Source organism: Pseudomonas sp. Z1-12 (assembly GCF_051132015.1).
GTDB classification, from domain to species: domain Bacteria; phylum Pseudomonadota; class Gammaproteobacteria; order Pseudomonadales; family Pseudomonadaceae; genus Aquipseudomonas; species Aquipseudomonas zanjanensis.
Genome location: NZ_CP071647.1, coordinates 5,177,366 through 5,198,578, shown reverse-complemented (window position 1 = coordinate 5,198,578; position 21,213 = coordinate 5,177,366). Strand labels below are relative to the sequence as shown.

Genomic DNA, 21,213 nt, shown 5'->3' with positions numbered 1-21,213 from the left:
AACGCGAGGAGGCGATTGGCCTCTGCGTGGGCTCCGGGCTGGCGTGATCCCCTGTAAGGGAATATTGCAGGCCCGTTTAAGGCGGCATTATAAGGACTTTTTTGCCTACGTGCTGCGGCGAAATGGCTCACAGAAGAGGCGGCGGGGGGTATATCCGCGTGGGAGCGAGGGTTTACAAGGCTTTGGCCGCGTAAGATTTTTTTTGCATGAAGTGGATCGCGGATTTTTTTGATCAAAAAACCAGCGTTTTTTGCGGTTTTGCACTACATGTTGTGTTTGCGGGGCGTTTTTGGTGGTTCCAGACACAACCAGGCCCGAGCGGAATCGGGCCATGGAAATTGCCAGTTGTGATCAGCCGTTGGAGCAACCGTTGCCCATGATGCTGTAGCGCAGGATGTGGCGTTGGCCTTTGGAGTCGTCGTATTCCATCTTCGCCGGGACCACTTCGCAGACGTTCGGGATGTCGCTCATGGAGATGACTTTGGCGATGTCCAGGTGGGTGGAGTAGGTGTACTCCTCAATGGCCGGTTTTTGCTGTGCTGCGTCGGTCGGGGCCTCATCCGCCATCGCGGTGGCGCATAGGCTGCCGAGGACTAGGACCCATAAAGCTTTCATCTGTATTTCACCTTTTTTGAGGTCGAGTGGGGTCACGCAACCTTTTTGGGGTTGCGTGTGGAGCAAGTGTTGGAAGTTGGATTAACGGCCTTCGTGGGGGCTGTGTTGCGCTAATCGTGTTTGCCGGTTGGCGAGGTGGATTTTAGAAGGTGAGGGTGGGGGTAAACAGACTCGGTTTTGATAAACACTGTTGGTTGATCTGGTAATAATCGACGGGGAGTCGTTGGCTGTCTGGTGAATTGCTATTGGATGGGCAGGCGCCATCGCGAGCAAGCTCGCTCCCACAGGGGGAGCGGCGTTGGACGTAAAGTGAGCGTTCAATGGAGATCAACTGTGGGAGCGAGCTTGCTCGCGATAGCGGTGGATCAGTTTGCATGGATATTGACTGACCCACCGCCATCGCGAGCAAGCTCGGCTCCCACTAGTACCGACATTTTGTAGGGACTTGTTACTACCATCGTCGAATGGTTCTATAGGCCCGCCCCGGGCTACAACGGGATCATACAAAAACAACTATTCACCGAGGTAAGAAAGATGAGTGCGGCTTCTGTGTATCCCGTTCGTCCCGAGGTAGCGGCCAATACGCTGACTGACGAGGCGACCTACAAGGCCATGTACCAGCAGTCGGTCGTCAACCCCGATGGCTTCTGGCGCGAGCAGGCCAAGCGCCTCGATTGGATCAAGCCTTTCACGACGGTGAAGCAGACTTCTTTCGACGATCACCATGTCGACATCAAGTGGTTTGCCGACGGCACCTTGAACGTTTCCTACAACTGCCTCGACCGTCACCTGGCCGAGCGCGGCGATCAAATTGCGATTATCTGGGAGGGCGATGACCCGTCCGAGAGCCGCAACATCACCTATCGCGAACTGCACGAAGAAGTCTGCAAGTTCGCCAACGCCCTGCGCGGCCAGGACGTGCACCGCGGCGACGTGGTGACCATCTACATGCCGATGATCCCTGAAGCCGTGGTCGCGATGCTGGCCTGTACCCGGATCGGTGCGATTCACTCGGTGGTGTTCGGCGGTTTCTCCCCCGAAGCCCTGGCGGGTCGGATCATCGACTGCAAATCCAAAGTGGTGATCACCGCCGACGAAGGCATTCGCGCCGGCAAGAAGATCCCGCTCAAGGCCAACGTCGATGACGCGCTGACCAACCCGGAAACCAGCAGCATCCAGAAAGTCATCGTGTGCAAGCGCACGGCGGGCAACATCAAGTGGAACCAGCACCGTGACATCTGGTACGAAGACCTGATGAAGGTCGCCGGTACCGTTTGCGCGCCGAAAGAAATGGGCGCCGAGGAAGCGCTGTTCATCCTCTACACCTCCGGCTCCACCGGCAAGCCGAAGGGTGTGCAGCACACCACGGCTGGCTACTTGCTGTACGCGGCGCTGACCCATGAGCGCGTGTTCGACTACAAACCGGGCGAGGTCTACTGGTGCACCGCCGACGTGGGTTGGGTCACCGGCCACAGTTATATCGTCTACGGCCCGCTGGCCAACGGCGCGACCACCCTGCTGTTCGAAGGCGTGCCGAACTACCCGGACATCACCCGGGTGGCCAAGGTTGTCGACAAGCATAAGGTCAGCATCCTCTACACCGCGCCGACCGCGATCCGCGCGATGATGGCCTCGGGCACCGCCGCGGTCGAAGGTGCCGATGGCAGCAGCCTGCGCCTGTTGGGGTCGGTGGGTGAGCCGATCAACCCGGAAGCCTGGGACTGGTACTACAAGAATGTCGGCAAGGAGCGTTGCCCGATCGTCGACACCTGGTGGCAGACCGAAACCGGTGGCGTGCTGATCAGCCCGCTGCCAGGCGCCACGGCGTTGAAGCCAGGTTCGGCCACGCGTCCGTTCTTCGGCGTGGTGCCGGCACTGGTGGACAACCTCGGCAACCTGGTCGAGGGCGCCGCTGAAGGCAACCTGGTGATCCTCGATTCGTGGCCAGGCCAGGCGCGTACGCTGTACGGCGACCATGACCGTTTTGTCGACACCTACTTCAAGACCTTCAGTGGCATGTACTTCACCGGTGACGGCGCCCGTCGCGACGAGGACGGCTACTACTGGATCACCGGTCGGGTGGATGACGTGCTCAACGTCTCCGGCCACCGCATGGGCACCGCCGAGATCGAAAGCGCCATGGTCGCCCACCCGAAAGTCGCCGAAGCGGCGGTGGTGGGTGTGCCGCACGACATCAAGGGGCAGGGCATTTATGTCTACGTCACCCTCAATGCCGGCGAAGAAACCAGCGAGGCCTTGCGCCTGGAACTGAAGAACTGGGTGCGCAAGGAGATCGGTCCGATTGCTTCGCCGGATGTGATCCAGTGGGCGCCAGGGCTGCCGAAGACCCGCTCCGGCAAGATCATGCGCCGCATCCTGCGCAAGATCGCCACGGCGGAATACGACGGGTTGGGTGATATCTCCACCCTGGCCGACCCGGGTGTGGTGGCGCACCTGATCGAGACGCACAAGACCATGAACGTGGCCTGACGGTCGCGTGTAGCACCTAAGAGCCCCGCCCGGCGTTTGCCGGGCGGGGCTTTTTTATGGCCGCGCTGGGAGGGCCTGAAGTGTGGTGCCTTCGTGGCGAAGGAGCTTGCTCCCGCTCGGCTGCGCAGCAGTCGTAAACCGGTCAATGCGGTATGCCTGAACAAACGCGGTGCCTGGCTTTTGGGGCTGCTGCGCAGCCCAGCGGGAGCAAGCTCCCTCGCCACAGGGTTTGGTGTTTGGCTGACAGGTGTTCGAATAAATATCGGCGTTTAAAGTAGGAGGTGTCTGAACGTTACCGACGTTTCGAAATGTGTAACCAAAGGCGCCATAACGGGGCGATGTGAAACGCGAAGCCCCGTCATAGGGCGGTTCCAGGCGTCTCTGAAAATAAGCCGACACGCTGTGCTTGCCGGATTAGAAGGGTTTGCGAATAATGGGCCCGCTATTTGCAGCATAGATCGGTTTCCCTTCTTTTGCTCTTGCATGAATTTGCGGGGCTGTCAATGTGCTCGAACAGCTTTCTCGGTGCTTCTGTAATTTGTTGTCGCATTGAAGAAATATCGGCTTCGGGCCTGTCGTTAGAATGCCGATCACTCGCTCGTCGTGGCTCGCGTTGGATAAAACGTGAGCTTCCTAGGACGCAGCACCAAAGTTCGTTTCACCCATTCGCATATTGGGCTGTTGCTCACTCTGCCGTTTTTGCCCTTTACCGATGGAGTCCCAAGATGAAGAAACTTGTGCTGCTTGGCGCCCTGGCACTGTCCGTGCTGTCCCTGCCGACCTTCGCTGATGAGAAGCCCCTGAAGATTGGTATCGAAGCGGCTTACCCTCCATTCGCCTCGAAAGCCCCGGATGGCAGCATCGTCGGTTTTGACTACGACATCGGCAATGCGCTGTGCGAAGAGATGAAGGTCAAGTGCGTGTGGGTCGAGCAGGAGTTCGACGGCCTGATCCCGGCGCTGAAGGTGCGCAAGATCGACGCGATCCTGTCGTCCATGTCGATCACTGAAGATCGCAAGAAGTCGGTTGATTTCACCAACAAGTACTACAACACCCCGGCCCGCCTGGTAATGAAGGCCGGTACCCAGGTCAGCGACGGCCTGGCCGAGCTCAAGGGCAAGAACATCGGCGTGCAGCGTGGTTCGATCCACGAGCGTTTCGCCCGTGAAGTGCTGGCCCCGCTGGGTGCCGAGATCAAGCCGTACGGTTCGCAGAACGAGATCTACCTGGACGTGTCCGCTGGTCGCCTCGACGGCACCGTGGCAGACGCTACGCTGTTGGATGACGGTTTCCTCAAGACCGACGCCGGCAAGGGCTTTGCGTTCGTCGGCCCGGCCTTCACCGACGTCAAGTACTTTGGCGACGGCGTCGGTATCGCGGTTCGCAAGGGCGACGCGCTGAAAGACAAGATCAACACGGCAATTGCCGCCATTCGCGAGAACGGCAAGTACAAGCAAATCCAGGACAAATACTTCGCTTTCGATATCTACGGCAAGTAACGACGTCCCGCCACTCGTGCGAAATGGCGCAAGCAACAGGATCTCTGCGGTTTGCGCCATTTTTTCATCCCACTTTCGAGGACCTGAATCATGTTGAAAGGCTACGGGGCTGTCATCCTCGATGGCGCATGGTTGACGCTTGAGCTCGCCTTGTCGTCCATGGCCCTGGCCATCGTCCTGGGGTTGATTGGTGTCGCGTTGCGCCTCTCGCCGGTGCGCTGGCTGGCGTGGCTGGGCGACCTGTATTCCACGGTCATCCGCGGCATTCCCGACCTGGTGCTGATCCTGCTGATTTTCTACGGCGGCCAGGACCTGCTCAACCGCGTGGCGCCGATGCTCGGCTATGACGACTACATCGACCTGAACCCGCTGGCGGCCGGTATCGGCACCCTGGGCTTCATCTTCGGTGCGTACCTGTCGGAAACCTTTCGCGGTGCGTTCATGGCGATCCCCAAGGGACAGGCCGAGGCGGGCATGGCGTACGGCATGAACGGCTTCCAGGTGTTCTTCCGGGTGCTGGTGCCGCAGATGATTCGCCTGGCGATTCCGGGTTTTACCAACAACTGGTTGGTGTTGACCAAGGCCACCGCGCTGATTTCCGTGGTGGGCCTGCAAGACATGATGTTCAAGGCCAAGCAGGCGGCGGATGCCACTCGCGAGCCTTTCACCTTCTTCCTCGCAGTGGCGGCGATGTACCTGGTGATCACCAGTGTCTCGTTGCTGGCGTTGCGTCACCTTGAGAAGCGCTACTCGGTAGGCGTAAGGGCGGCTGATCTATGATCTTCGACTACAACGTCATCTACGAAGCGTTGCCGCTGTATTTCAGCGGCTTGCTGACCACTCTGAAGCTGTTGGCCCTGTCGCTGTTCTTCGGCCTGCTGGCGGCGCTGCCCCTGGGGTTGATGCGGGTGTCCAAGCAGCCGGTCGTCAACATGACGGCCTGGCTCTACACCTACGTGATCCGCGGCACGCCGATGCTGGTGCAGCTGTTCCTGATCTACTACGGGTTGGCGCAGTTCGCGGTCGTGCGCGAGAGCTTTCTCTGGCCATGGCTGTCCAGCGCAACGTTCTGTGCGTGCCTGGCGTTCGCCATCAACACCAGTGCCTACACCGCCGAAATCATCGCCGGCAGCCTGCGAGCCACACCCAACGGTGAGATCGAAGCGGCCAAGGCCATGGGCATGTCGCGCTACAAGCTGTATCGCCGGATCCTGCTGCCGTCGGCCCTGCGCCGGGCGCTGCCGCAATACAGCAACGAAGTGATCATGATGTTGCAGACCACCAGCCTGGCATCCATCGTGACCCTGATCGACATCACCGGTGCCGCGCGCACGGTGAACGCGCAGTATTACTTGCCGTTCGAGGCCTACATCACGGCCGGCGTTTTCTATCTGTGCCTGACCTTCATCCTGGTGCGCCTGTTCAAACTGGCCGAGCGCCGCTGGCTGGGTTACCTAGCCCCGCGCAAGCACTGATAACGCATCGATCCGATCGACTGCTCAACGACTGACGTTTTGTGAGAACCGACCGCATGTACAAGCTTGAAGTCCAAGACCTGCATAAACGCTATGGCAGTCACGAAGTGCTCAAGGGCGTGTCCCTGAAAGCCGCCGCTGGCGATGTGATCAGCATCATCGGCTCCAGTGGCTCCGGCAAGAGTACTTTCCTGCGTTGCATCAACCTGCTTGAGCAACCCCATGCCGGCAAGATCCTGCTCAACAACGAAGAGTTGAAGCTGGTGGCGGGCAAGGACGGCGCCATGAAGGCTTCGGACCCCAAGCAACTGCAGCGCATGCGTTCGCGGCTGTCGATGGTGTTCCAGCATTTCAACCTGTGGTCCCACATGACCGCGCTGGAAAACATCATGGAGGCGCCGGTGCATGTACTGGGCGTGGCCAAGGCCGAAGCGCGGGAGAAGGCCGAGCACTATCTGAACAAGGTTGGCGTGGCTCATCGCAAGGATGCCTACCCGGGTCACATGTCCGGCGGCGAGCAGCAGCGCGTGGCGATTGCCCGTGCGCTGGCGATGGAGCCTGAGGTGATGCTGTTCGACGAGCCGACCTCGGCGCTGGACCCGGAACTGGTGGGCGACGTGCTCAAGGTGATGCAGGCCCTGGCCCTGGAAGGCCGGACCATGGTGGTGGTGACCCACGAAATGGGCTTTGCCCGTGAAGTGTCGAACCAGTTGGTGTTCCTGCACAAAGGCATCGTCGAAGAAAGCGGCAACCCGCGCGAAGTGCTGGTGAATCCGCAATCCGAGCGCCTGCAACAATTTCTGTCGGGCAGCCTCAAGTAATCGCTCCCGTTACGCACCTGATTTGGGTCATGCTGCGCACCGCGCGCCAGATGGTCTAATTTGGTTGCAGCCGCTTTTGGCTTTAACACTGTTTTCGCTTCGGATCGCCCGCCATGACTGCCCATCGAATAGGTTTCCTGATTTGGCCCAGCACTAAAGCCTTGACGCTGGCGCTGGCCGAGGACGCCTTGCGTGTCGCCCAGCGAGTGCATCCGGATGTGGTCTACGAATTGTCGTTCTTGCAGGCCGAGCCACCGGCCGACGGCGCCTGGCAATTGCCGGGCGAACCCTGGGCCGGCAAGCTCGAGGGTTTCCAGAAGCTGTTCCTGCTGGCCGATGAGCCGCCGACCGCGCTGGCCTCGCCCCTGGGCAGCGCCCTCAAGCAACTGGTGCGTGCCGGTTGTGTGATCGGCGGTTTGTCGGCGGGTGTCTACCCCCTGGCCCAGCTGGGGCTGCTCGACGGTTACCGTGCCGCCGTGCATTGGCGCTGGCAGGACGATTTCTCCGAACGCTTCCCCAAGGTCATTGCCACCAGCCATCTGTTCGACTGGGATCGCGACCGCCTGAGCGCTTGCGGCGGCATGTCGGTGCTGGACCTGCTGCTGGCGGTGCTGGCCCGGGATCACGGCGCGGAACTGGCCGGCGCGGTGTCGGAAGAGCTGGTGGTCGAGCGCATTCGCGAGGGGGGCGAGCGCCAGCGCATTCCGTTGCAGAATCGCCTCGGCTCCAGCCATCCAAAGCTCACCCAGGCGGTGTTGCTGATGGAGGCCAACATCGAGGAGCCGCTGACCACCGACGAAATCGCCCAGCATGTGTGCGTATCCCGTCGGCAACTGGAGCGGATCTTCAAGCAATACCTCAACCGTGTGCCCAGCCAGTATTACCTGGAGCTGCGCCTGAACAAGGCCCGGCAGATGCTGATGCAGACCAGCAAATCCATCATCCAGATCGGCTTGTCCTGCGGTTTCTCCTCGGGGCCCCACTTCTCCAGCGCCTACCGCAACTTCTTCGGCGCCACGCCGCGGGAAGATCGCAACCAGCGACGCAGCAGCAGCCCGTTCGAATTGTCCTCGGTGCCGTCCGAACGGGGCTAAGCGGCAAGACTGCGGATAGGCGGTCAACACAAGAACTGTGGGAGCGAGCTTGCTCGCGATGGCGGTACTTCAGTGAAATGAATGTTGGCTGACACTCCGCCATCGCGAGCAAGCTCGCTCCCACAGGTGTTTTGTGTCTGGCAGCGCAAATGTGAATGCGGGCACCTCAAATACACCGGCAACGTTTAAACTGCGCCTTTGCGACGCTATTTGTCGCATTGCCGTAAACCCGCGCAAAACGTGGGTTGGCGCTATAAGAAGTTGTCGCTTGGCGGCAAGGCCGGGCTGAAAACTGTCCTTACAATCCTTACCAAGCTCGCCAGTTCCAGGCGGGTGTTCCTCATCAGGAGACTCCGATGTCCGTTGAGCAAGCCGCGGTACAACGCGCCGATTTCGACCAGGTTATGGTTCCCAACTATGCACCTGCTGCCTTCATTCCTGTGCGTGGTGCCGGTTCCCGCGTATGGGACCAATCCGGTCGCGAGCTGATCGACTTTGCTGGCGGTATCGCAGTCAACGTACTGGGCCATGCCCACCCGGCGCTGGTCGGTGCACTGACCGAACAGGCCAACAAGCTGTGGCACGTCTCCAACGTTTTCACCAACGAACCGGCCCTGCGCCTGGCTCACAAACTGGTCAACTCGACCTTCGCCGAGCGCGCGTTCTTCTGCAACTCCGGCGCCGAAGCCAACGAGGCCGCCTTCAAGCTGGCCCGTCGCGTTGCGTTCGATCGTTTCGGCAGCGAAAAATACGAAATCATCGCCGCGCTCAATAGCTTCCACGGTCGCACCCTGTTCACCGTCAACGTCGGCGGGCAATCGAAGTACTCCGACGGTTTCGGGCCTAAAATTACCGGCATTACCCACGTTCCTTATAACGACCTGGCTGCTTTGAAAGCCGCCATTTCCGACAAGACCTGCGCCGTTGTGCTGGAACCGATCCAGGGCGAGGGCGGTGTGCTGCCGGCCGAGCAGGCCTACCTGCAAGGCGCCCGCGACCTGTGCGATGCCCACGATGCGCTGCTGGTCTTTGACGAAGTGCAGACCGGCATGGGCCGCAGCGGCCACCTGTTCGCCTACATGCATTACGGCGTGGTCCCGGACATCCTCACCAGCGCCAAGAGCCTGGGCGGTGGTTTCCCGATCGCGGCGATGCTCACCACCGAAGCGCTGGCCAAGCACCTGGTCGTCGGCACCCACGGCACCACCTACGGCGGCAACCCGCTGGCGTGTGCGGTGGCCGAGGCGGTAATCGACGTGATCAATACCCCTGAAGTGCTCGGTGGCGTCAAGACCAAGCACAACAAATTCAAGGCACGCCTGGAACAGATCGGCGAGAAGTACGGCCTGTTCACCCAGGTGCGTGGCCTGGGCCTGCTGATCGGTTGCGTGCTGAACGACGCCTGGAAAGGCAAGGCCAAGGACATCTTCAATGCCGCCGAACAGGAAGGCCTGATGATCCTCCAAGCCGGCCCGGACGTGATTCGCTTCGCCCCGAGCCTGGTGGTGGAAGACGCCGACATCGACGCCGGCCTGGACCGCTTCGAGCGGGCGGCGGCGAAGCTGACGCAAGCCTGAGGCTGACCCGGACCTCCCTTGTGGGAGCGAGCTTGCTCGCGATGGCGGTGCTTCAGTGAAATGAATGTTGACTGACACACCGCTATCGCGAGCAAGCTCGCTCCCACAGGAGTCTTGCAGCGGCTGAAAAATCGAAGACCGCCGCAGATGCAATGCGGGCCAGGGTGTTTGTTTAGTTTTTTTCTGTGTATCGACCCTTTGGTCGAACCGTTTATTTCAAGTTAAGGAGTGACACCATGCTGGTGATGCGCCCCGCGCAAATGGCTGATCTGGGCGAGGTACAGCGTCTGGCTGCGGACAGTCCGATCGGTGTCACCTCCTTGCCGGATGACGTTGAACGCCTGAGCGACAAGATCGCCGCCAGCGAAGCCTCGTTTGCCGCCGAAGTCAGTTTCAACGGCGAAGAGAGCTATTTCTTCGTCCTCGAAGACACCGCGACCGGCAAGCTGGCCGGCTGTTCGGCCATTGTCGCTTCGGCCGGTTATTCCGAACCGTTCTACAGCTTTCGCAACGAGACCTTCGTTCACGCGTCCCGTGAGCTGAAGATCCACAACAAGATCCACGTACTCTCCCAATGCCACGACCTGACCGGCAACAGCCTGTTGACCAGTTTCTACGTGGTGCCGGAATTGGTGGGTTCGCCGTGGTCGGAACTCAATTCCCGCGGGCGGCTGTTGTTCGTCGCCAGCCATCCGGAGCGGTTCGCCGATTCGGTGGTGACCGAGATCGTCGGCTACAGCGATGAGAATGGCGACTCGCCGTTCTGGGACGCCATCGGTCGCAACTTCTTCGACCTCAACTACGCGGCGGCCGAGCGTTTGTGCGGGCTGAAAAGCCGTACCTTCCTCGCCGAACTGATGCCCCATTACCCGATCTACGTGCCGCTGTTGCCGGACGCCGCCCAGGAAGCCATGGGCCAGGTCCATCCGCGTGCGCAGATCACCTTCGACATCCTGATGCGCGAGGGTTTCGAGACCGATCACTACATCGACATCTTCGACGGTGGCCCGACCCTGCATGCCCGCGTCTCGGGCATCCGTTCGATTGCCCAGAGCCGCGTGGTGCCGGTCAAGATCGGCGAACCGGTCAAGGGTGCCGGCCGCCAATACCTGGTGGCCAATGCCCAATTGCAGGATTACCGCGCCGTGCTGCTCGAGCTCGACTACGCGCCAGGCAAGCCTGTAACGCTGGACATGGAAGCGGCCGAAGCCTTGGGCGTTGGCGAAGGCGCCAGCGTGCGTTTGGTAGCGGTATAACGCTTTACAGCTGAGTTTCGCGGGTGGCGAGAGCGGCCCGTCTGAGGAGATAGCATGATCGTTCGTCCCGTACGCAGCAGCGACTTACCCGCTCTGATCGCCCTGGCCCGTAGCACGGGCACCGGCCTGACTACCTTGCCGGCCAACGAAGAGCGCCTGGCCCATCGGGTCGGCTGGGCCGAGAAGACCTTTCGCGGCGAAGCCGGGCGTGGTGACGCGGACTACCTGTTCGTGCTCGAAGACGATGACGGTCGCGTGGTGGGCATTTCCGCCATCGCCGGCGCCGTGGGATTGCGTGAGCCCTGGTACAACTTCCGGGTCGGCCTGACAGTCAGTGCGTCCCAGGAGTTGAACATCTATCGGGAAATCCCGACGTTGTTCCTGGCCAACGACCTGACCGGCAATTCCGAGCTGTGCTCGCTGTTCCTCCACGCCGACTTCCGCAACGGCCTCAACGGCCGGATGCTGGCCAAGGCGCGGCTGTTGTTCATCGCCGAGTTCCCGCAGTTGTTCGGCAACAAGATCATCGCCGAGATGCGCGGCATGTCCGACGACAACGGGCGTTCGCCGTTCTGGGAAAGCCTGGGCCGGCATTTCTTCAAGATGGAATTCAGCCAGGCCGATTACCTGACCGGCGTTGGTAACAAGGCGTTCATCGCCGAGCTGATGCCCAAGTTCCCGCTGTACACCTGCTTCTTGTCCGAAGATGCCCGGGCCGTGATTGGCCAGGTTCATCCAGATACCGAACCGGCGCTATCGATGCTCAAGAGCGAAGGGTTCAGCTACCAGGGTTACGTCGACATCTTCGACGCCGGCCCGGCGGTGGAATGCGAAACCGGCAAGATCCGCGCGATTCGCGACAGCCAGGCGCTGGTGTTGGCCATCGGTACGCCGGGGGATGACGCCACGCCGTTCCTCATCCATAACCGCAAGCGCGAAGACTGTCGCATCACCGCGGCACCGGCGCGCTTTGCTGCAGGCACACTGGTGGTCGATCCGCTGACCGCCAAACGTCTTCAACTCAACGCCGGCGATCAGGTGCGCGCCGTGGCGTTGTCTGCTGCCCGGGAGTCGAAATGATGAAGTCGTTGTACATCGCAGGTAGCTGGCTGGAAGGCCAGGGCGACCTCTTCGAGTCGTTGAACCCAGTGACCCAGCAGGTGTTGTGGTCGGGCAACGGCGCCACCGCGGCGCAGGTGGAATCGGCGGTGCAGGCCGCGCGCCAAGCGTTCCCGGACTGGGCCCGCCGCTCGCTGGATGAACGCATCCAGGTGCTGGAGGCCTTTGCCGCGTCCCTGAAAAGCCATGCTGACGAACTGGCCCGGTGCATCGGTGAAGAAACCGGCAAGCCGTTGTGGGAAGCAGCGACCGAGGTGACCAGCATGGTCAACAAAGTCGCCATTTCGGTGCAGAGCTACCGCGAGCGGACCGGCGAGAAGAGCGGCCCCCTGGGCGACGCCACCGCCGTGCTGCGCCACAAACCCCACGGTGTGGTGGCGGTGTTCGGCCCTTACAACTTCCCTGGCCATTTGCCCAATGGCCACATCGTGCCAGCGCTGCTGGCCGGCAACTGCGTGTTGTTCAAGCCGAGCGAGCTGACGCCGAAAGTCGCCGAGCTGACGGTCAAGTGCTGGGTCGAGGCGGGTTTGCCGGCGGGCGTGCTGAACCTGCTGCAAGGCGCGCGGGAAACCGGTATCGCCCTGGCGGCGAATCCGGGCATCGACGGGCTGTTCTTCACCGGCTCCAGCCGCACCGGGAACTTGCTGCACCAACAGTTTTCCGGGCGCCCGGACAAGATCCTCGCGCTGGAGATGGGCGGTAACAACCCACTGGTGGTGGATGAGGTGGCGGACGTCGATGCGGCGGTCTACACCATTATTCAATCCGCCTTCATTTCCGCCGGGCAGCGCTGCACGTGTGCGCGCCGCCTGCTGGTACCGGAAGGTGCCTGGGGCGATGCCTTGCTGGCGCGCCTGGTGGCGGTCAGTTCGACCCTTGAAGTGGGTGCCTTCGACCAGCAACCGGCACCGTTCATGGGCTCGGTCATTTCCTTGGGCGCGGCCAAGGCGCTGATGGATGCGCAAAACCATTTGCTGGGCAAAGGCGCCGTGCCGCTGTTGGCCATGACTCAGCCGCAGGCCCAGGCTGCATTGCTGACGCCGGGTATCCTGGACGTGACGGCCGTGGCCGAACGTCCCGACGAGGAGTTGTTCGGGCCGTTGCTGCAAGTGATCCGCTACAAGGATTTCCCCGCAGCGATTACCGAAGCCAACAACACGCAATATGGCCTGGCCGCCGGCTTGCTGTCCGATTCCCTGGCGCGTTATGAGGAGTTTTGGCTGCAAAGCCGCGCCGGTATCGTCAACTGGAACAAACAGCTGACCGGCGCCGCCAGCAGCGCGCCGTTCGGCGGTGTCGGTGCCTCGGGCAACCATCGCGCCAGCGCTTATTACGCGGCGGATTATTGCGCTTATCCGGTGGCTTCCCTGGAGACACCGAGCCTGGTGATGCCGGCTGCCCTCACTCCTGGCGTGAGAATGGTGTGAACCCCAATCGCGAGCAAGCTCGCTCCCACAAAGGATTGCGCAAAAACCTGTGGGAGCGAGCTTGCTCGCGATAGGCGCGCCGCAATTGTTATTGATGCCTATAAAAACAGATTCTCGTGGAGCCTCGCTGATGAAATCCTATGAAGTCAACTTTGACGGTCTAGTGGGGCCGACCCATAACTACGGCGGGCTCTCGTACGGCAACGTCGCGTCCCAGAGCAACAGCCAGCAGTCCTCCAACCCCAAGGAAGCGGCGTTGCAAGGCCTGGCGAAAATGAAAGCGCTGATGGACATGGGTTTCCAGCAAGGCGTGCTGGCACCGCAGGAGCGCCCGGACGTGGCGGCTTTGCGTCGGCTGGGCTTTGCCGGCAGCGATGCCCAGGTCATCCAGCAGGCCGCGAAAGAAGCGATGCCACTGTTGGTCGCCAGTTGCTCGGCCTCCAGCATGTGGGTGGCCAACGCCGCCACGGTCAGCCCGAGCGCCGACACTGCCGATGGCCGCGTGCACTTCACCGCCGCCAACCTGAACTGCAAATACCACCGCAGCATCGAGCATCCGACCACCAGCCGTGTGCTGGGGGCAATGTTCGCCAACCCGCAACACTTCGCCCATCACGCCGCGTTGCCGGCGGTGGCGCAGTTCGGTGATGAAGGCGCAGCCAACCACACCCGTTTCTGCCGCGCCTACGGCGAGGCCGGTGTCGAATTCTTCGTCTTCGGTCGCAGTGCCTTCGACACCCGTTACCCCGCACCGCAGAAGTACCCGGCACGCCAGACCCTCGAAGCCTCCCAGGCGGTTGCGCGCCTGCACGGTCTGCGGGAGGAGGGCGTGGTCTACGCGCAACAGAATCCGTCGGTGATCGACCAAGGCGTGTTCCACAACGACGTGATCGCCGTGGGTAATGGCGAAGTGCTGTTCTATCACGAGGACGCGTTTCTCGAGACCGACAACATGCTGGCCGAATTGAGCAGCAAACTCGCCAAGGTCGGTGGGAAATTTCAATCGGTGTGCGTACCGCGTTCGGCGGTCACCGTCGATGATGCGGTTCGCTCCTACCTGTTCAATAGCCAGTTGCTGTCGCGTCCCGACGGCTCGATGCTATTGATCGTGCCGGAAGAATGCCGCGGCAACGAACGCGTCTGGCAATACTTGCAAGGCCTGACGGGCGCTGGCGGCGTTATCCGCGAAGTGAAGGTCTTCGACCTCAAGCAAAGCATGCAGAACGGCGGCGGCCCCGCTTGCCTGAGGTTGCGCGTAGCGCTGAACGAAACCGAACTGGCGGCCGTCAACCCAGGGGTTATCATGACCGCGCCGCTGTACGATTCGCTGACCCAATGGGTCGAGCGTCACTACCGCGACCGCATGACCGAGAATGACCTGGCAGACCCGCAGTTGCTGCTCGAATGCCGCGGGGCACTGGATGAACTGACACAAATCCTTAAACTTGGCGCGGTTTATCCTTTCCAGATCAATTGAAAGCGCGCGCGACCTGACTACAGTCAAAGCAGGGCGCGTTGCCTTATCCCCAGACGAGAACGTAAAGACATGAGCGATACCCTGCAGCTGATCCTTGAAGACACCGACGGCACCCAACTGGAAACCTCCTGCACCCGCGTCGCGGTGATGTGGCAAGGCAAGGAGTTGTGGATCCAGCAGGATGGCCGCGGTCAGCTGCTGATCGGCGTTGACGTCGAGGAAGGGGACGAGGAATACGCCAACCTGTTGTTGCGTCCATTGGCGACCAACCTGGTCAGCCTGCAACTGGAAATGGAACCGGCGGACGTCGGCGACGATGACCATGTCCATGGCCCGGATTGCGGCCACGACCACTAAGGAAACCGCGCTATGCTCGCCCTCGGCAAACTGCTTGAACTGACCCTCGCCGGCCGTGAACCGGCGGAGAAGACTCAACTGACTGTCGAAGGCGTACGGATGCGCTGGTTGAGCGAGGGCGCGCTGGAGGTCAAGCCGCCCGAGGCCTGGGACAACGGCCTGGACCTGCTGCTGTCGGCCGGCATCCACGGCAACGAAACCGCGCCGATCGAATTGCTCGACCGCCTGCTGCATGATATTGCCCGTGGTGACCTGAAGCCCCGGGCACGCATTCTGTTCCTGTTCGGCAACCCCGAGGCCATCCGGCGCGGTGAGCGTTTCGTCGAACAGGACGTCAACCGGCTGTTCAATGGGCGCCATGAGCTGAGCGGTGGTCCTGAGGCGTTGCGGGCCTGCGAGCTGGAGCGGCTGGCCGCCAGTTTCTTCAGCCGGCCGGAGCGCAGTCGCTTGCACTACGACCTGCACACTGCCATTCGTGGCTCGAAGATCGAGCAGTTCGCCCTCTATCCATGGAAAGAAGGTCGCCAGCATTCACGCCGGGAACTGGCGCGCCTGCGTGCCGCGGGCATGGAAGCGGTGCTGCTGCAGAACAAGCCGTCCATCGTGTTCAGTGCCTACACCTACGATCAGCTCGGCGCCGAATCCTTCACCTTGGAACTGGGCAAGGCTCGGCCGTTCGGTCAGAACGACGGGGTCAACGTCAGCCTGCTGGAAACTGGCCTGCACCAGATCATCGAAGGCAACGAGCCGGAGTTGGACGAGGGGCTCGATGGTCTCCAGCTGTTCAGCGTGGCCCGGGAAATCATCAAGCACAGCGACAGCTTCCGCCTTAACCTGCCGGCGGATGTCGAGAACTTCTCCGAGCTTGAAAAAGGTTATGTGCTGGCCGAAGACATCGCCCAGACCCGCTGGGTGATCGAAGAGGAGGGCGCGCGGATCATCTTCCCGAACCCCAAGGTCAAGAATGGCTTGCGGGCTGGTATTCTGATCGTGCCGGCGACTGATGAAAGCCTGGTCTAAAACCCACACCGAACTATTGTGGGAGCGAGCTTGCTCGCGATAGCGGCGTTTCAGTCTATGTTGAAGGTGACTGACACTCCGCTATCGCGAGCAAGCTCGCTCCCACAGGTTTTTTAGCCGCTTTTACACCGCTACCGCTCGCTGTTCACTGCGACGCAACGCCCGGGTCTTGTGCAATGTATCGGCGCAGGTCTTCGCCGCTTCCTGGCCCTTGTGCACGAAATGCTCGAAGAAGAACTTCTGGTGTTCGTCCCCGGCATGGAAATGATGCGGCGTGAGCACGACCGAGAACACCGGCACTTCGGTTTCCAGTTGCACCTGCATCAGGCCACTGATGACCGATTGGGCGACGAACTCGTGGCGGTAGATACCACCGTCCACCACCAGGCCGGCGGCGACGATGCCGGCGTAGCGGCCTGACTTGGCCAGCAGCTTGGCGTGCAGCGGAATTTCGAAGGCGCCGCCGACTTCGAAGAAGTCGATATCACTTTCCTGGTAACCCTGGAGGATCATTTCGGCGACGAAGCCTTTCCGGCTCTGGTCGACGATTTCCTTGTGCCAGCAGGCCTGGATGAACGCAACGCGCTCGCCCGGATGACTTTTGCTTTTGCTGTCGATTGCAGTGGGTTGCATGTTCTGGTTCCTGTTTGTGTGAAAAACAGGGCGTCATGAATCGAAGGGGATTCGAGGGTACGCCGCGCACGGAGTCGCAGTCGGCCCTTGGGTGTCGATCCCGTTCTCTCTTCATCCGGACTATGACCGTCGGCCCCGGAATCACACCGGGTCTGCTGACCTTGTCGCTACACCCCAACAGTGATGTACCGCCAAGCGCTCGCGGGCTATGCACGTTGCGTGCAATTACCGCCGGTGGGGAGTTGCACCCCGCCCTGAGAACGTTTTGCCGCCACGGCATGTGACGGCGGAGAATTTTTAACACATAACCCCCTGTGGGAGCGAGCTTGCTCGCGATAGCGGTGGTTCAGCTTGCATCGATGCAAGGTGTACTGCCGCCATCGCGAGCAAGCTCGCTCCCACAGGGGATTTGGTTAATCTGTTGGGTTGGTGTGGTCCTGGGCTTGATTATTCCGCGCCATGCCCGCAGTAATTGTCCTTCGAAAGGGAATTCCCCAAACAGCACCCGAGGCCAGATTCATGAGTGTTATCGATCTTCGCAGCGACACGGTCACCCAACCTACCGCCGGCATGCTCGATGCCATGGCCAGTGCGCCGACCGGCGATGATGTGTATGGCGAAGACCCGACCGTCAATCGTCTCGAAGCCGAACTGGCCGAACGCCTGGGTTTCGCCGCGGCGCTGTTCGTGCCCACGGGCACCATGAGCAACCTGTTGGGGTTGATGGCCCACTGCGAGCGCGGCGATGAATACATCGTCGGCCAGCAGGCCCACACCTACAAATACGAAGGTGGCGGTGCGGCGGTGCTCGGTTCGATCCAGCCCCAGCCCCTGGAGGTGCAGGCGGACGGTTCCCTGGACCTGGCGCACGTCGCCGCGGCGATCAAGCCCGATGACTTCCACTTTGCCCGCACCCGCCTGCTGGCCTTGGAAAACACCATGCAGGGCAAGGTGCTGCCGCTGGAATACCTGGCTCGGGCCCGGCGTTTCACCCAGGAACATGGCATTGCCCTGCACCTGGACGGGGCGCGGCTGTACAACGCCGCGGTCAAGCTGAATGTCGATGCCCGGCAGATCACGCAACATTTCGATTCGGTGTCGGTGTGCCTGTCCAAGGGCCTTGGCGCGCCGGTGGGCTCGGTCCTGTGCGGCAGCGTCGAGCTGATCGGCAAGGCGCGCCGGCTGCGCAAGATGGTCGGTGGCGGCATGCGCCAGGCCGGGATTCTCGCGGCGGCGGGGCTGTATGCCCTGGACCATAACGTCCAGCGCCTGGCCGATGATCACGCCAATGCCCAGCGGCTTGCCGAGGGCTTGCGCGCGGCGGGCTACGAGGTCGAGCCGGTGCAGACCAACATGGTCTACGTGCAGATGGGCGAGCGGGCCGAGGCGATCAAGGCGTTTGCCGATGAGCGGGGCGTCAAGCTCAGCGCGGCGCCACGCTTGCGAATGGTGACGCACATGGACGTGAGCACGGCGCAAATCGACCAGGTGGTCGCCACTTTCGTCGAATTTTCCCGCCAATGACCCGTCAACCGGGGCAATTGACAGTTTCTATTGCATAAACACGCTGTACCCCACGCGCGGGGCCGATATAATGCGGCCCTTTGCCGTTGCTTCGTCTGTTGACGTTTTGCACAGGCCTTTGGCCGCAGCCTCCGTGGAAGAACCTAATGAAAAGCGCAGAAATCCGTGAAGCCTTCCTTCGCTTCTTCGAAGAGCAAGGCCACACTCGAGTAGCCTCCAGCTCTTTGATTCCGGGCAACGACCCGACCCTGCTGTTCACCAACGCGGGGATGAACCAGTTCAAGGACTGCTTCCTGGGCCAGGAAAAACGTGCCTACACCCGTGCAGTGAGCAGCCAGAAGTGCGTGCGTGCCGGCGGCAAGCACAACGACCTGGAAAACGTCGGCTATACCGCACGTCACCACACGTTCTTCGAAATGCTGGGTAACTTCAGCTTTGGTGATTATTTCAAGCGCGACGCCATCACCTTCGCCTGGACCTTCCTGACCTCCGACAAGTGGCTGAACTTGCCCAAGGAGAAGCTCTGGGTAACGGTCTACGCCACTGACGACGAAGCCTATGACATCTGGACCAAAGAGGTCGGTGTCCCGGCAGAGCGCATGGTGCGCATCGGCGACAACAAAGGCGCGCCTTACGCCTCCGATAACTTCTGGACCATGGGCGACACCGGCCCATGCGGTCCTTGCACCGAGATTTTCTACGATCACGGCGCCGACATCTGGGGCGGCCCACCCGGCTCGCCGGAAGAAGACGGCGACCGCTACATCGAGATCTGGAACAACGTGTTCATGCAGTTCAACCGCACCGCCGATGGCGTGTTGCATCCGCTGCCAGCGCCGTCGGTGGACACCGGCATGGGCCTGGAGCGGATCAGTGCGGTGCTGCAGCACGTTCATTCCAACTACGAAATCGACCTGTTCCAGAGCCTGCTGAGCGCGTCGGCCAAGGCCATCGGTTGCACCAACGACAATCAGGCTTCGCTGAAAGTCGTCGCCGACCACATCCGTTCCTGCGGCTTCCTGATTGCCGACGGTGTACTGCCTTCCAACGAAGGTCGCGGTTATGTGCTGCGCCGGATCATCCGTCGCGCCTGCCGTCACGGCAACAAGCTGGGCGCCAAGGGCAGCTTCTTCTATCAGATCGTCGGAGCGTTGGTGGCCGAGATGGGCGAAGCCTTCCCGGAACTCAAGTCCCAGCAGGCGCACATCGAGCGCGTGCTCAAGGCGGAAGAAGAGCAATTCGCCAAGACCCTGGAGCAAGGCCTGAAGATCCTCGAGCAGGACCTGGCCGAACTCAAGGGCAACGTGGTCCCGGGCGACGTGGTGTTCAAGCTGTACGACACCTACGGTTTCCCGATGGACCTGACCGGCGACATCGCCCGCGAACGCAGCCTGACCCTCGACGAGGAAGGTTTCGAGCGCGAGATGGAAGCCCAGCGGGTGCGCGCGCGTTCCGCCAGCTCCTTCGGGATGGACTACAACAGCCTGGTCAAGGTTGACGTGGCCACCGAATTCACCGGCTATGCCGGCACCACCGGTTCGGCCAAGATCGTTGCCATCTATAAGGACGGGCAGTCGGTCGACATCCTGAGCGAAGGCCAGGAAGGCGTGATCGTGTTGGACAAGACGCCGTTCTACGCCGAATCCGGCGGCCAGATCGGCGACAGCGGTTACCTGCAAGCGGGCAGCTCGCGTTTCGACGTGCGTGACACCACCAAGACCGGTGGTGCTTTCCTGCACCATGGCGTGCTGGCGTCGGGCAGCTTGATGATCGCCGCTCCCGTGGCGGCCCATGTCGATGCCGAGGTTCGTCACGCGACATCGCTGAACCACTCCGCCACGCACTTGCTGCACGCAGCGTTGCGCCAGGTGCTGGGCGAGCATGTCCAGCAGAAGGGTTCGTTGGTGGACAGCCAGCGCCTGCGCTTTGACTTCAGCCATTTCGAAGCCATCAAGCCTGAGCAACTCAAGGCGCTGGAAGAGATCGTCAACGCCGAGATTCGCAAGAATTCCCCGGTGGAAACCGAAGAAACCGACATCGAGACCGCCAAGCGCAAGGGTGCGATGGCGTTGTTCGGCGAGAAATACGGCGACAACGTGCGCGTGCTGAGCATGGGCGACTTCTCCGTTGAGCTGTGCGGTGGCATCCACGCCAACCGGACCGGCGACATCGGCCTGATGAAAATCATCAGCGAAGGCGGCGTCGCCTCCGGCGTGCGCCGGATCGAAGCGGTTACCGGCGCTGCGGCCCTGGCGTACCTCAACGCGGCCGAAGAACAACTCAAGGAAGCGGCCACTCTGATCAAGGGCAGCCGCGACAACCTGATCGACAAGCTGTCGGCTGTGCTGGAACGCAACCGTCTGCTGGAAAAGCAACTCGAGCAGTTGCAGGCCAAGGCCGCCAGCGCCGCGGGCGACGATCTGTCGGCCCAGGCCGTGGACGTCAAGGGCGTGAAGGTGCTGGCCGTGCGTCTGGATGGCCAGGATGGCAAGGCGCTGTTGGCGCTGGTCGATCAACTGAAAAACAAACTCGGCCGCGCAGTGATCCTGCTCGGCAGTGTCCATGAGGAAAAGGTCGTTCTCGTCGCAGGCGTGACCAAAGACCTGACTGGCCAACTCAAAGCCGGTGATTTGATGAAGCAGGCCGCCGCGGCAGTGGGTGGCAAGGGCGGTGGTCGTCCGGACATGGCGCAAGGCGGTGGTACCGACGTCGGCGCACTGGACGCGGCACTGGCCCAGACCGTTGCATTTGTAGAGCAGGGTATTTAAGGCAGCGTCGCGGGCTCGTGGTCTAGTGACGAGCCCGCGCGCTGCTGATTGAATTATTGGG

Annotated in this window: 17 protein-coding genes and 1 riboswitch; of the genes, 15 read left to right on the top strand and 2 right to left on the bottom strand. The window is 61.3% G+C overall.

Translation table 11 applies throughout. The features are described from left to right. Nucleotides 1-351: 351 nt before the first annotated feature. On the bottom strand, nucleotides 352-615 hold the full coding sequence (locus tag J3P85_RS22495) for a DUF2790 domain-containing protein (protein WP_186729835.1): 264 nt from the start codon (nucleotides 613-615) through the stop codon (nucleotides 352-354). A 534-nt stretch (nucleotides 616-1,149) separates the two neighbouring features. Between J3P85_RS22495 and acs the strand changes: the two genes are divergently transcribed. The 13 genes from acs (at nucleotide 1,150) to astE (ending at nucleotide 16,227) form a co-directional block, all read left to right on the top strand. After that, nucleotides 1,150-3,105 (top strand): acetate--CoA ligase, encoded by a 1,956-nt coding sequence (acs, locus tag J3P85_RS22490; RefSeq protein WP_186710565.1) that lies wholly within the window; start codon nucleotides 1,150-1,152, stop codon nucleotides 3,103-3,105. Between the two features lie 725 nt (nucleotides 3,106-3,830). Then, entirely contained in the window at nucleotides 3,831-4,604 is a 774-nt protein-coding gene (locus J3P85_RS22485) for an ABC transporter substrate-binding protein (RefSeq protein ID WP_420767507.1), read from the top strand. 90 nt (nucleotides 4,605-4,694) lie between these two features. Beyond that, nucleotides 4,695-5,384 (top strand): ABC transporter permease, encoded by a 690-nt coding sequence (locus J3P85_RS22480; RefSeq protein ID WP_014339811.1) that lies wholly within the window; start codon nucleotides 4,695-4,697, stop codon nucleotides 5,382-5,384. Further along, nucleotides 5,381-6,079: an ABC transporter permease gene (locus tag J3P85_RS22475; protein WP_053124415.1), complete on the top strand. Its 699-nt coding sequence runs from the start codon at nucleotides 5,381-5,383 to the stop codon at nucleotides 6,077-6,079. The genes J3P85_RS22480 and J3P85_RS22475 overlap by 4 nt, the downstream gene beginning before the upstream one ends. Before the next feature lie 56 nt (nucleotides 6,080-6,135). Further along, the gene (locus J3P85_RS22470) at nucleotides 6,136-6,900 is read left to right on the top strand and encodes an ABC transporter ATP-binding protein (RefSeq protein WP_186710561.1); all 765 of its coding nucleotides are present in this window, start codon (nucleotides 6,136-6,138) and stop codon (nucleotides 6,898-6,900) included. Nucleotides 6,901-7,013: 113 nt separating this feature from the next. After that, nucleotides 7,014-7,994: a GlxA family transcriptional regulator gene (locus tag J3P85_RS22465; RefSeq protein ID WP_411385418.1), complete on the top strand. Its 981-nt coding sequence runs from the start codon at nucleotides 7,014-7,016 to the stop codon at nucleotides 7,992-7,994. 356 nt (nucleotides 7,995-8,350) lie between these two features. Further along, nucleotides 8,351-9,571, top strand: a complete 1,221-nt coding sequence (locus J3P85_RS22460; RefSeq protein ID WP_434703553.1) for an aspartate aminotransferase family protein — start codon at nucleotides 8,351-8,353, stop codon at nucleotides 9,569-9,571. Between the two features lie 236 nt (nucleotides 9,572-9,807). Continuing rightward, complete coding sequence (aruF, locus tag J3P85_RS22455; protein WP_003178851.1) at nucleotides 9,808-10,827, top strand: arginine/ornithine succinyltransferase subunit alpha; 1,020 nt, start codon at nucleotides 9,808-9,810, stop codon at nucleotides 10,825-10,827. 54 nt (nucleotides 10,828-10,881) lie between these two features. Then, complete coding sequence (gene astA, locus J3P85_RS22450) at nucleotides 10,882-11,907, top strand: arginine N-succinyltransferase (RefSeq protein ID WP_186707069.1); 1,026 nt, start codon at nucleotides 10,882-10,884, stop codon at nucleotides 11,905-11,907. After that, a complete protein-coding gene (astD, locus tag J3P85_RS22445; protein ID WP_434703552.1) occupies nucleotides 11,904-13,373 on the top strand; it encodes a succinylglutamate-semialdehyde dehydrogenase in 1,470 nt (489 codons plus the stop codon). Before astA ends, astD begins: the two co-directional genes overlap by 4 nt. Before the next feature lie 130 nt (nucleotides 13,374-13,503). Continuing rightward, on the top strand, nucleotides 13,504-14,850 hold the full coding sequence (gene astB, locus J3P85_RS22440) for an N-succinylarginine dihydrolase (RefSeq protein ID WP_434703551.1): 1,347 nt from the start codon (nucleotides 13,504-13,506) through the stop codon (nucleotides 14,848-14,850). A gap of 69 nt (nucleotides 14,851-14,919) precedes the next feature. After that, the gene (locus J3P85_RS22435) at nucleotides 14,920-15,207 is read left to right on the top strand and encodes a hypothetical protein (RefSeq protein ID WP_003178862.1); all 288 of its coding nucleotides are present in this window, start codon (nucleotides 14,920-14,922) and stop codon (nucleotides 15,205-15,207) included. A 12-nt stretch (nucleotides 15,208-15,219) separates the two neighbouring features. Continuing rightward, nucleotides 15,220-16,227 carry a succinylglutamate desuccinylase gene (gene astE / locus J3P85_RS22430; protein WP_411385415.1) on the top strand — a complete coding sequence of 336 codons (1,008 nt, stop codon included), beginning with the start codon at nucleotides 15,220-15,222 and terminating at the stop codon, nucleotides 16,225-16,227. Nucleotides 16,228-16,350: 123 nt separating this feature from the next. Here astE and J3P85_RS22425 read toward each other — a convergent pair whose 3' ends face one another. Then, entirely contained in the window at nucleotides 16,351-16,860 is a 510-nt protein-coding gene (locus J3P85_RS22425; RefSeq protein ID WP_186707065.1) for a 6,7-dimethyl-8-ribityllumazine synthase, read from the bottom strand. Nucleotides 16,861-16,958: 98 nt separating this feature from the next. Continuing rightward, a riboswitch (FMN riboswitch) is annotated at nucleotides 16,959-17,126 on the bottom strand. A 253-nt stretch (nucleotides 17,127-17,379) separates the two neighbouring features. On the opposite strand from J3P85_RS22425, the gene ltaE reads away from it, so the two are divergent. Then, nucleotides 17,380-18,384 carry a low-specificity L-threonine aldolase gene (ltaE, locus tag J3P85_RS22420; RefSeq protein WP_434703550.1) on the top strand — a complete coding sequence of 335 codons (1,005 nt, stop codon included), beginning with the start codon at nucleotides 17,380-17,382 and terminating at the stop codon, nucleotides 18,382-18,384. 146 nt (nucleotides 18,385-18,530) lie between these two features. Next, nucleotides 18,531-21,152, top strand: coding sequence for an alanine--tRNA ligase (gene alaS, locus J3P85_RS22415; protein WP_434703549.1), 2,622 nt, complete (start codon nucleotides 18,531-18,533; stop codon nucleotides 21,150-21,152). Nucleotides 21,153-21,213 lie beyond the last annotated feature (61 nt).

Coding starts and splice junctions, on each gene's coding strand:
- aruF (WP_003178851.1), top strand. CDS start 9,808: ATGCTGGTGATGCGCCCCGCGCAAATGGCTGATCTGGGCGAGGTACAG.
- J3P85_RS22465 (WP_411385418.1), top strand. CDS start 7,014: ATGACTGCCCATCGAATAGGTTTCCTGATTTGGCCCAGCACTAAAGCC.
- J3P85_RS22435 (WP_003178862.1), top strand. CDS start 14,920: ATGAGCGATACCCTGCAGCTGATCCTTGAAGACACCGACGGCACCCAA.
- J3P85_RS22475 (WP_053124415.1), top strand. CDS start 5,381: ATGATCTTCGACTACAACGTCATCTACGAAGCGTTGCCGCTGTATTTC.
- J3P85_RS22495 (WP_186729835.1), bottom strand. CDS start 615: ATGAAAGCTTTATGGGTCCTAGTCCTCGGCAGCCTATGCGCCACCGCG.
- J3P85_RS22460 (WP_434703553.1), top strand. CDS start 8,351: ATGTCCGTTGAGCAAGCCGCGGTACAACGCGCCGATTTCGACCAGGTT.
- J3P85_RS22480 (WP_014339811.1), top strand. CDS start 4,695: ATGTTGAAAGGCTACGGGGCTGTCATCCTCGATGGCGCATGGTTGACG.
- J3P85_RS22425 (WP_186707065.1), bottom strand. CDS start 16,860: ATGCAACCCACTGCAATCGACAGCAAAAGCAAAAGTCATCCGGGCGAG.
- astD (WP_434703552.1), top strand. CDS start 11,904: ATGATGAAGTCGTTGTACATCGCAGGTAGCTGGCTGGAAGGCCAGGGC.
- J3P85_RS22470 (WP_186710561.1), top strand. CDS start 6,136: ATGTACAAGCTTGAAGTCCAAGACCTGCATAAACGCTATGGCAGTCAC.
- astE (WP_411385415.1), top strand. CDS start 15,220: ATGCTCGCCCTCGGCAAACTGCTTGAACTGACCCTCGCCGGCCGTGAA.
- astA (WP_186707069.1), top strand. CDS start 10,882: ATGATCGTTCGTCCCGTACGCAGCAGCGACTTACCCGCTCTGATCGCC.
- J3P85_RS22485 (WP_420767507.1), top strand. CDS start 3,831: ATGAAGAAACTTGTGCTGCTTGGCGCCCTGGCACTGTCCGTGCTGTCC.
- ltaE (WP_434703550.1), top strand. CDS start 17,380: ATGAGTGTTATCGATCTTCGCAGCGACACGGTCACCCAACCTACCGCC.
- astB (WP_434703551.1), top strand. CDS start 13,504: ATGAAATCCTATGAAGTCAACTTTGACGGTCTAGTGGGGCCGACCCAT.
- acs (WP_186710565.1), top strand. CDS start 1,150: ATGAGTGCGGCTTCTGTGTATCCCGTTCGTCCCGAGGTAGCGGCCAAT.
- alaS (WP_434703549.1), top strand. CDS start 18,531: ATGAAAAGCGCAGAAATCCGTGAAGCCTTCCTTCGCTTCTTCGAAGAG.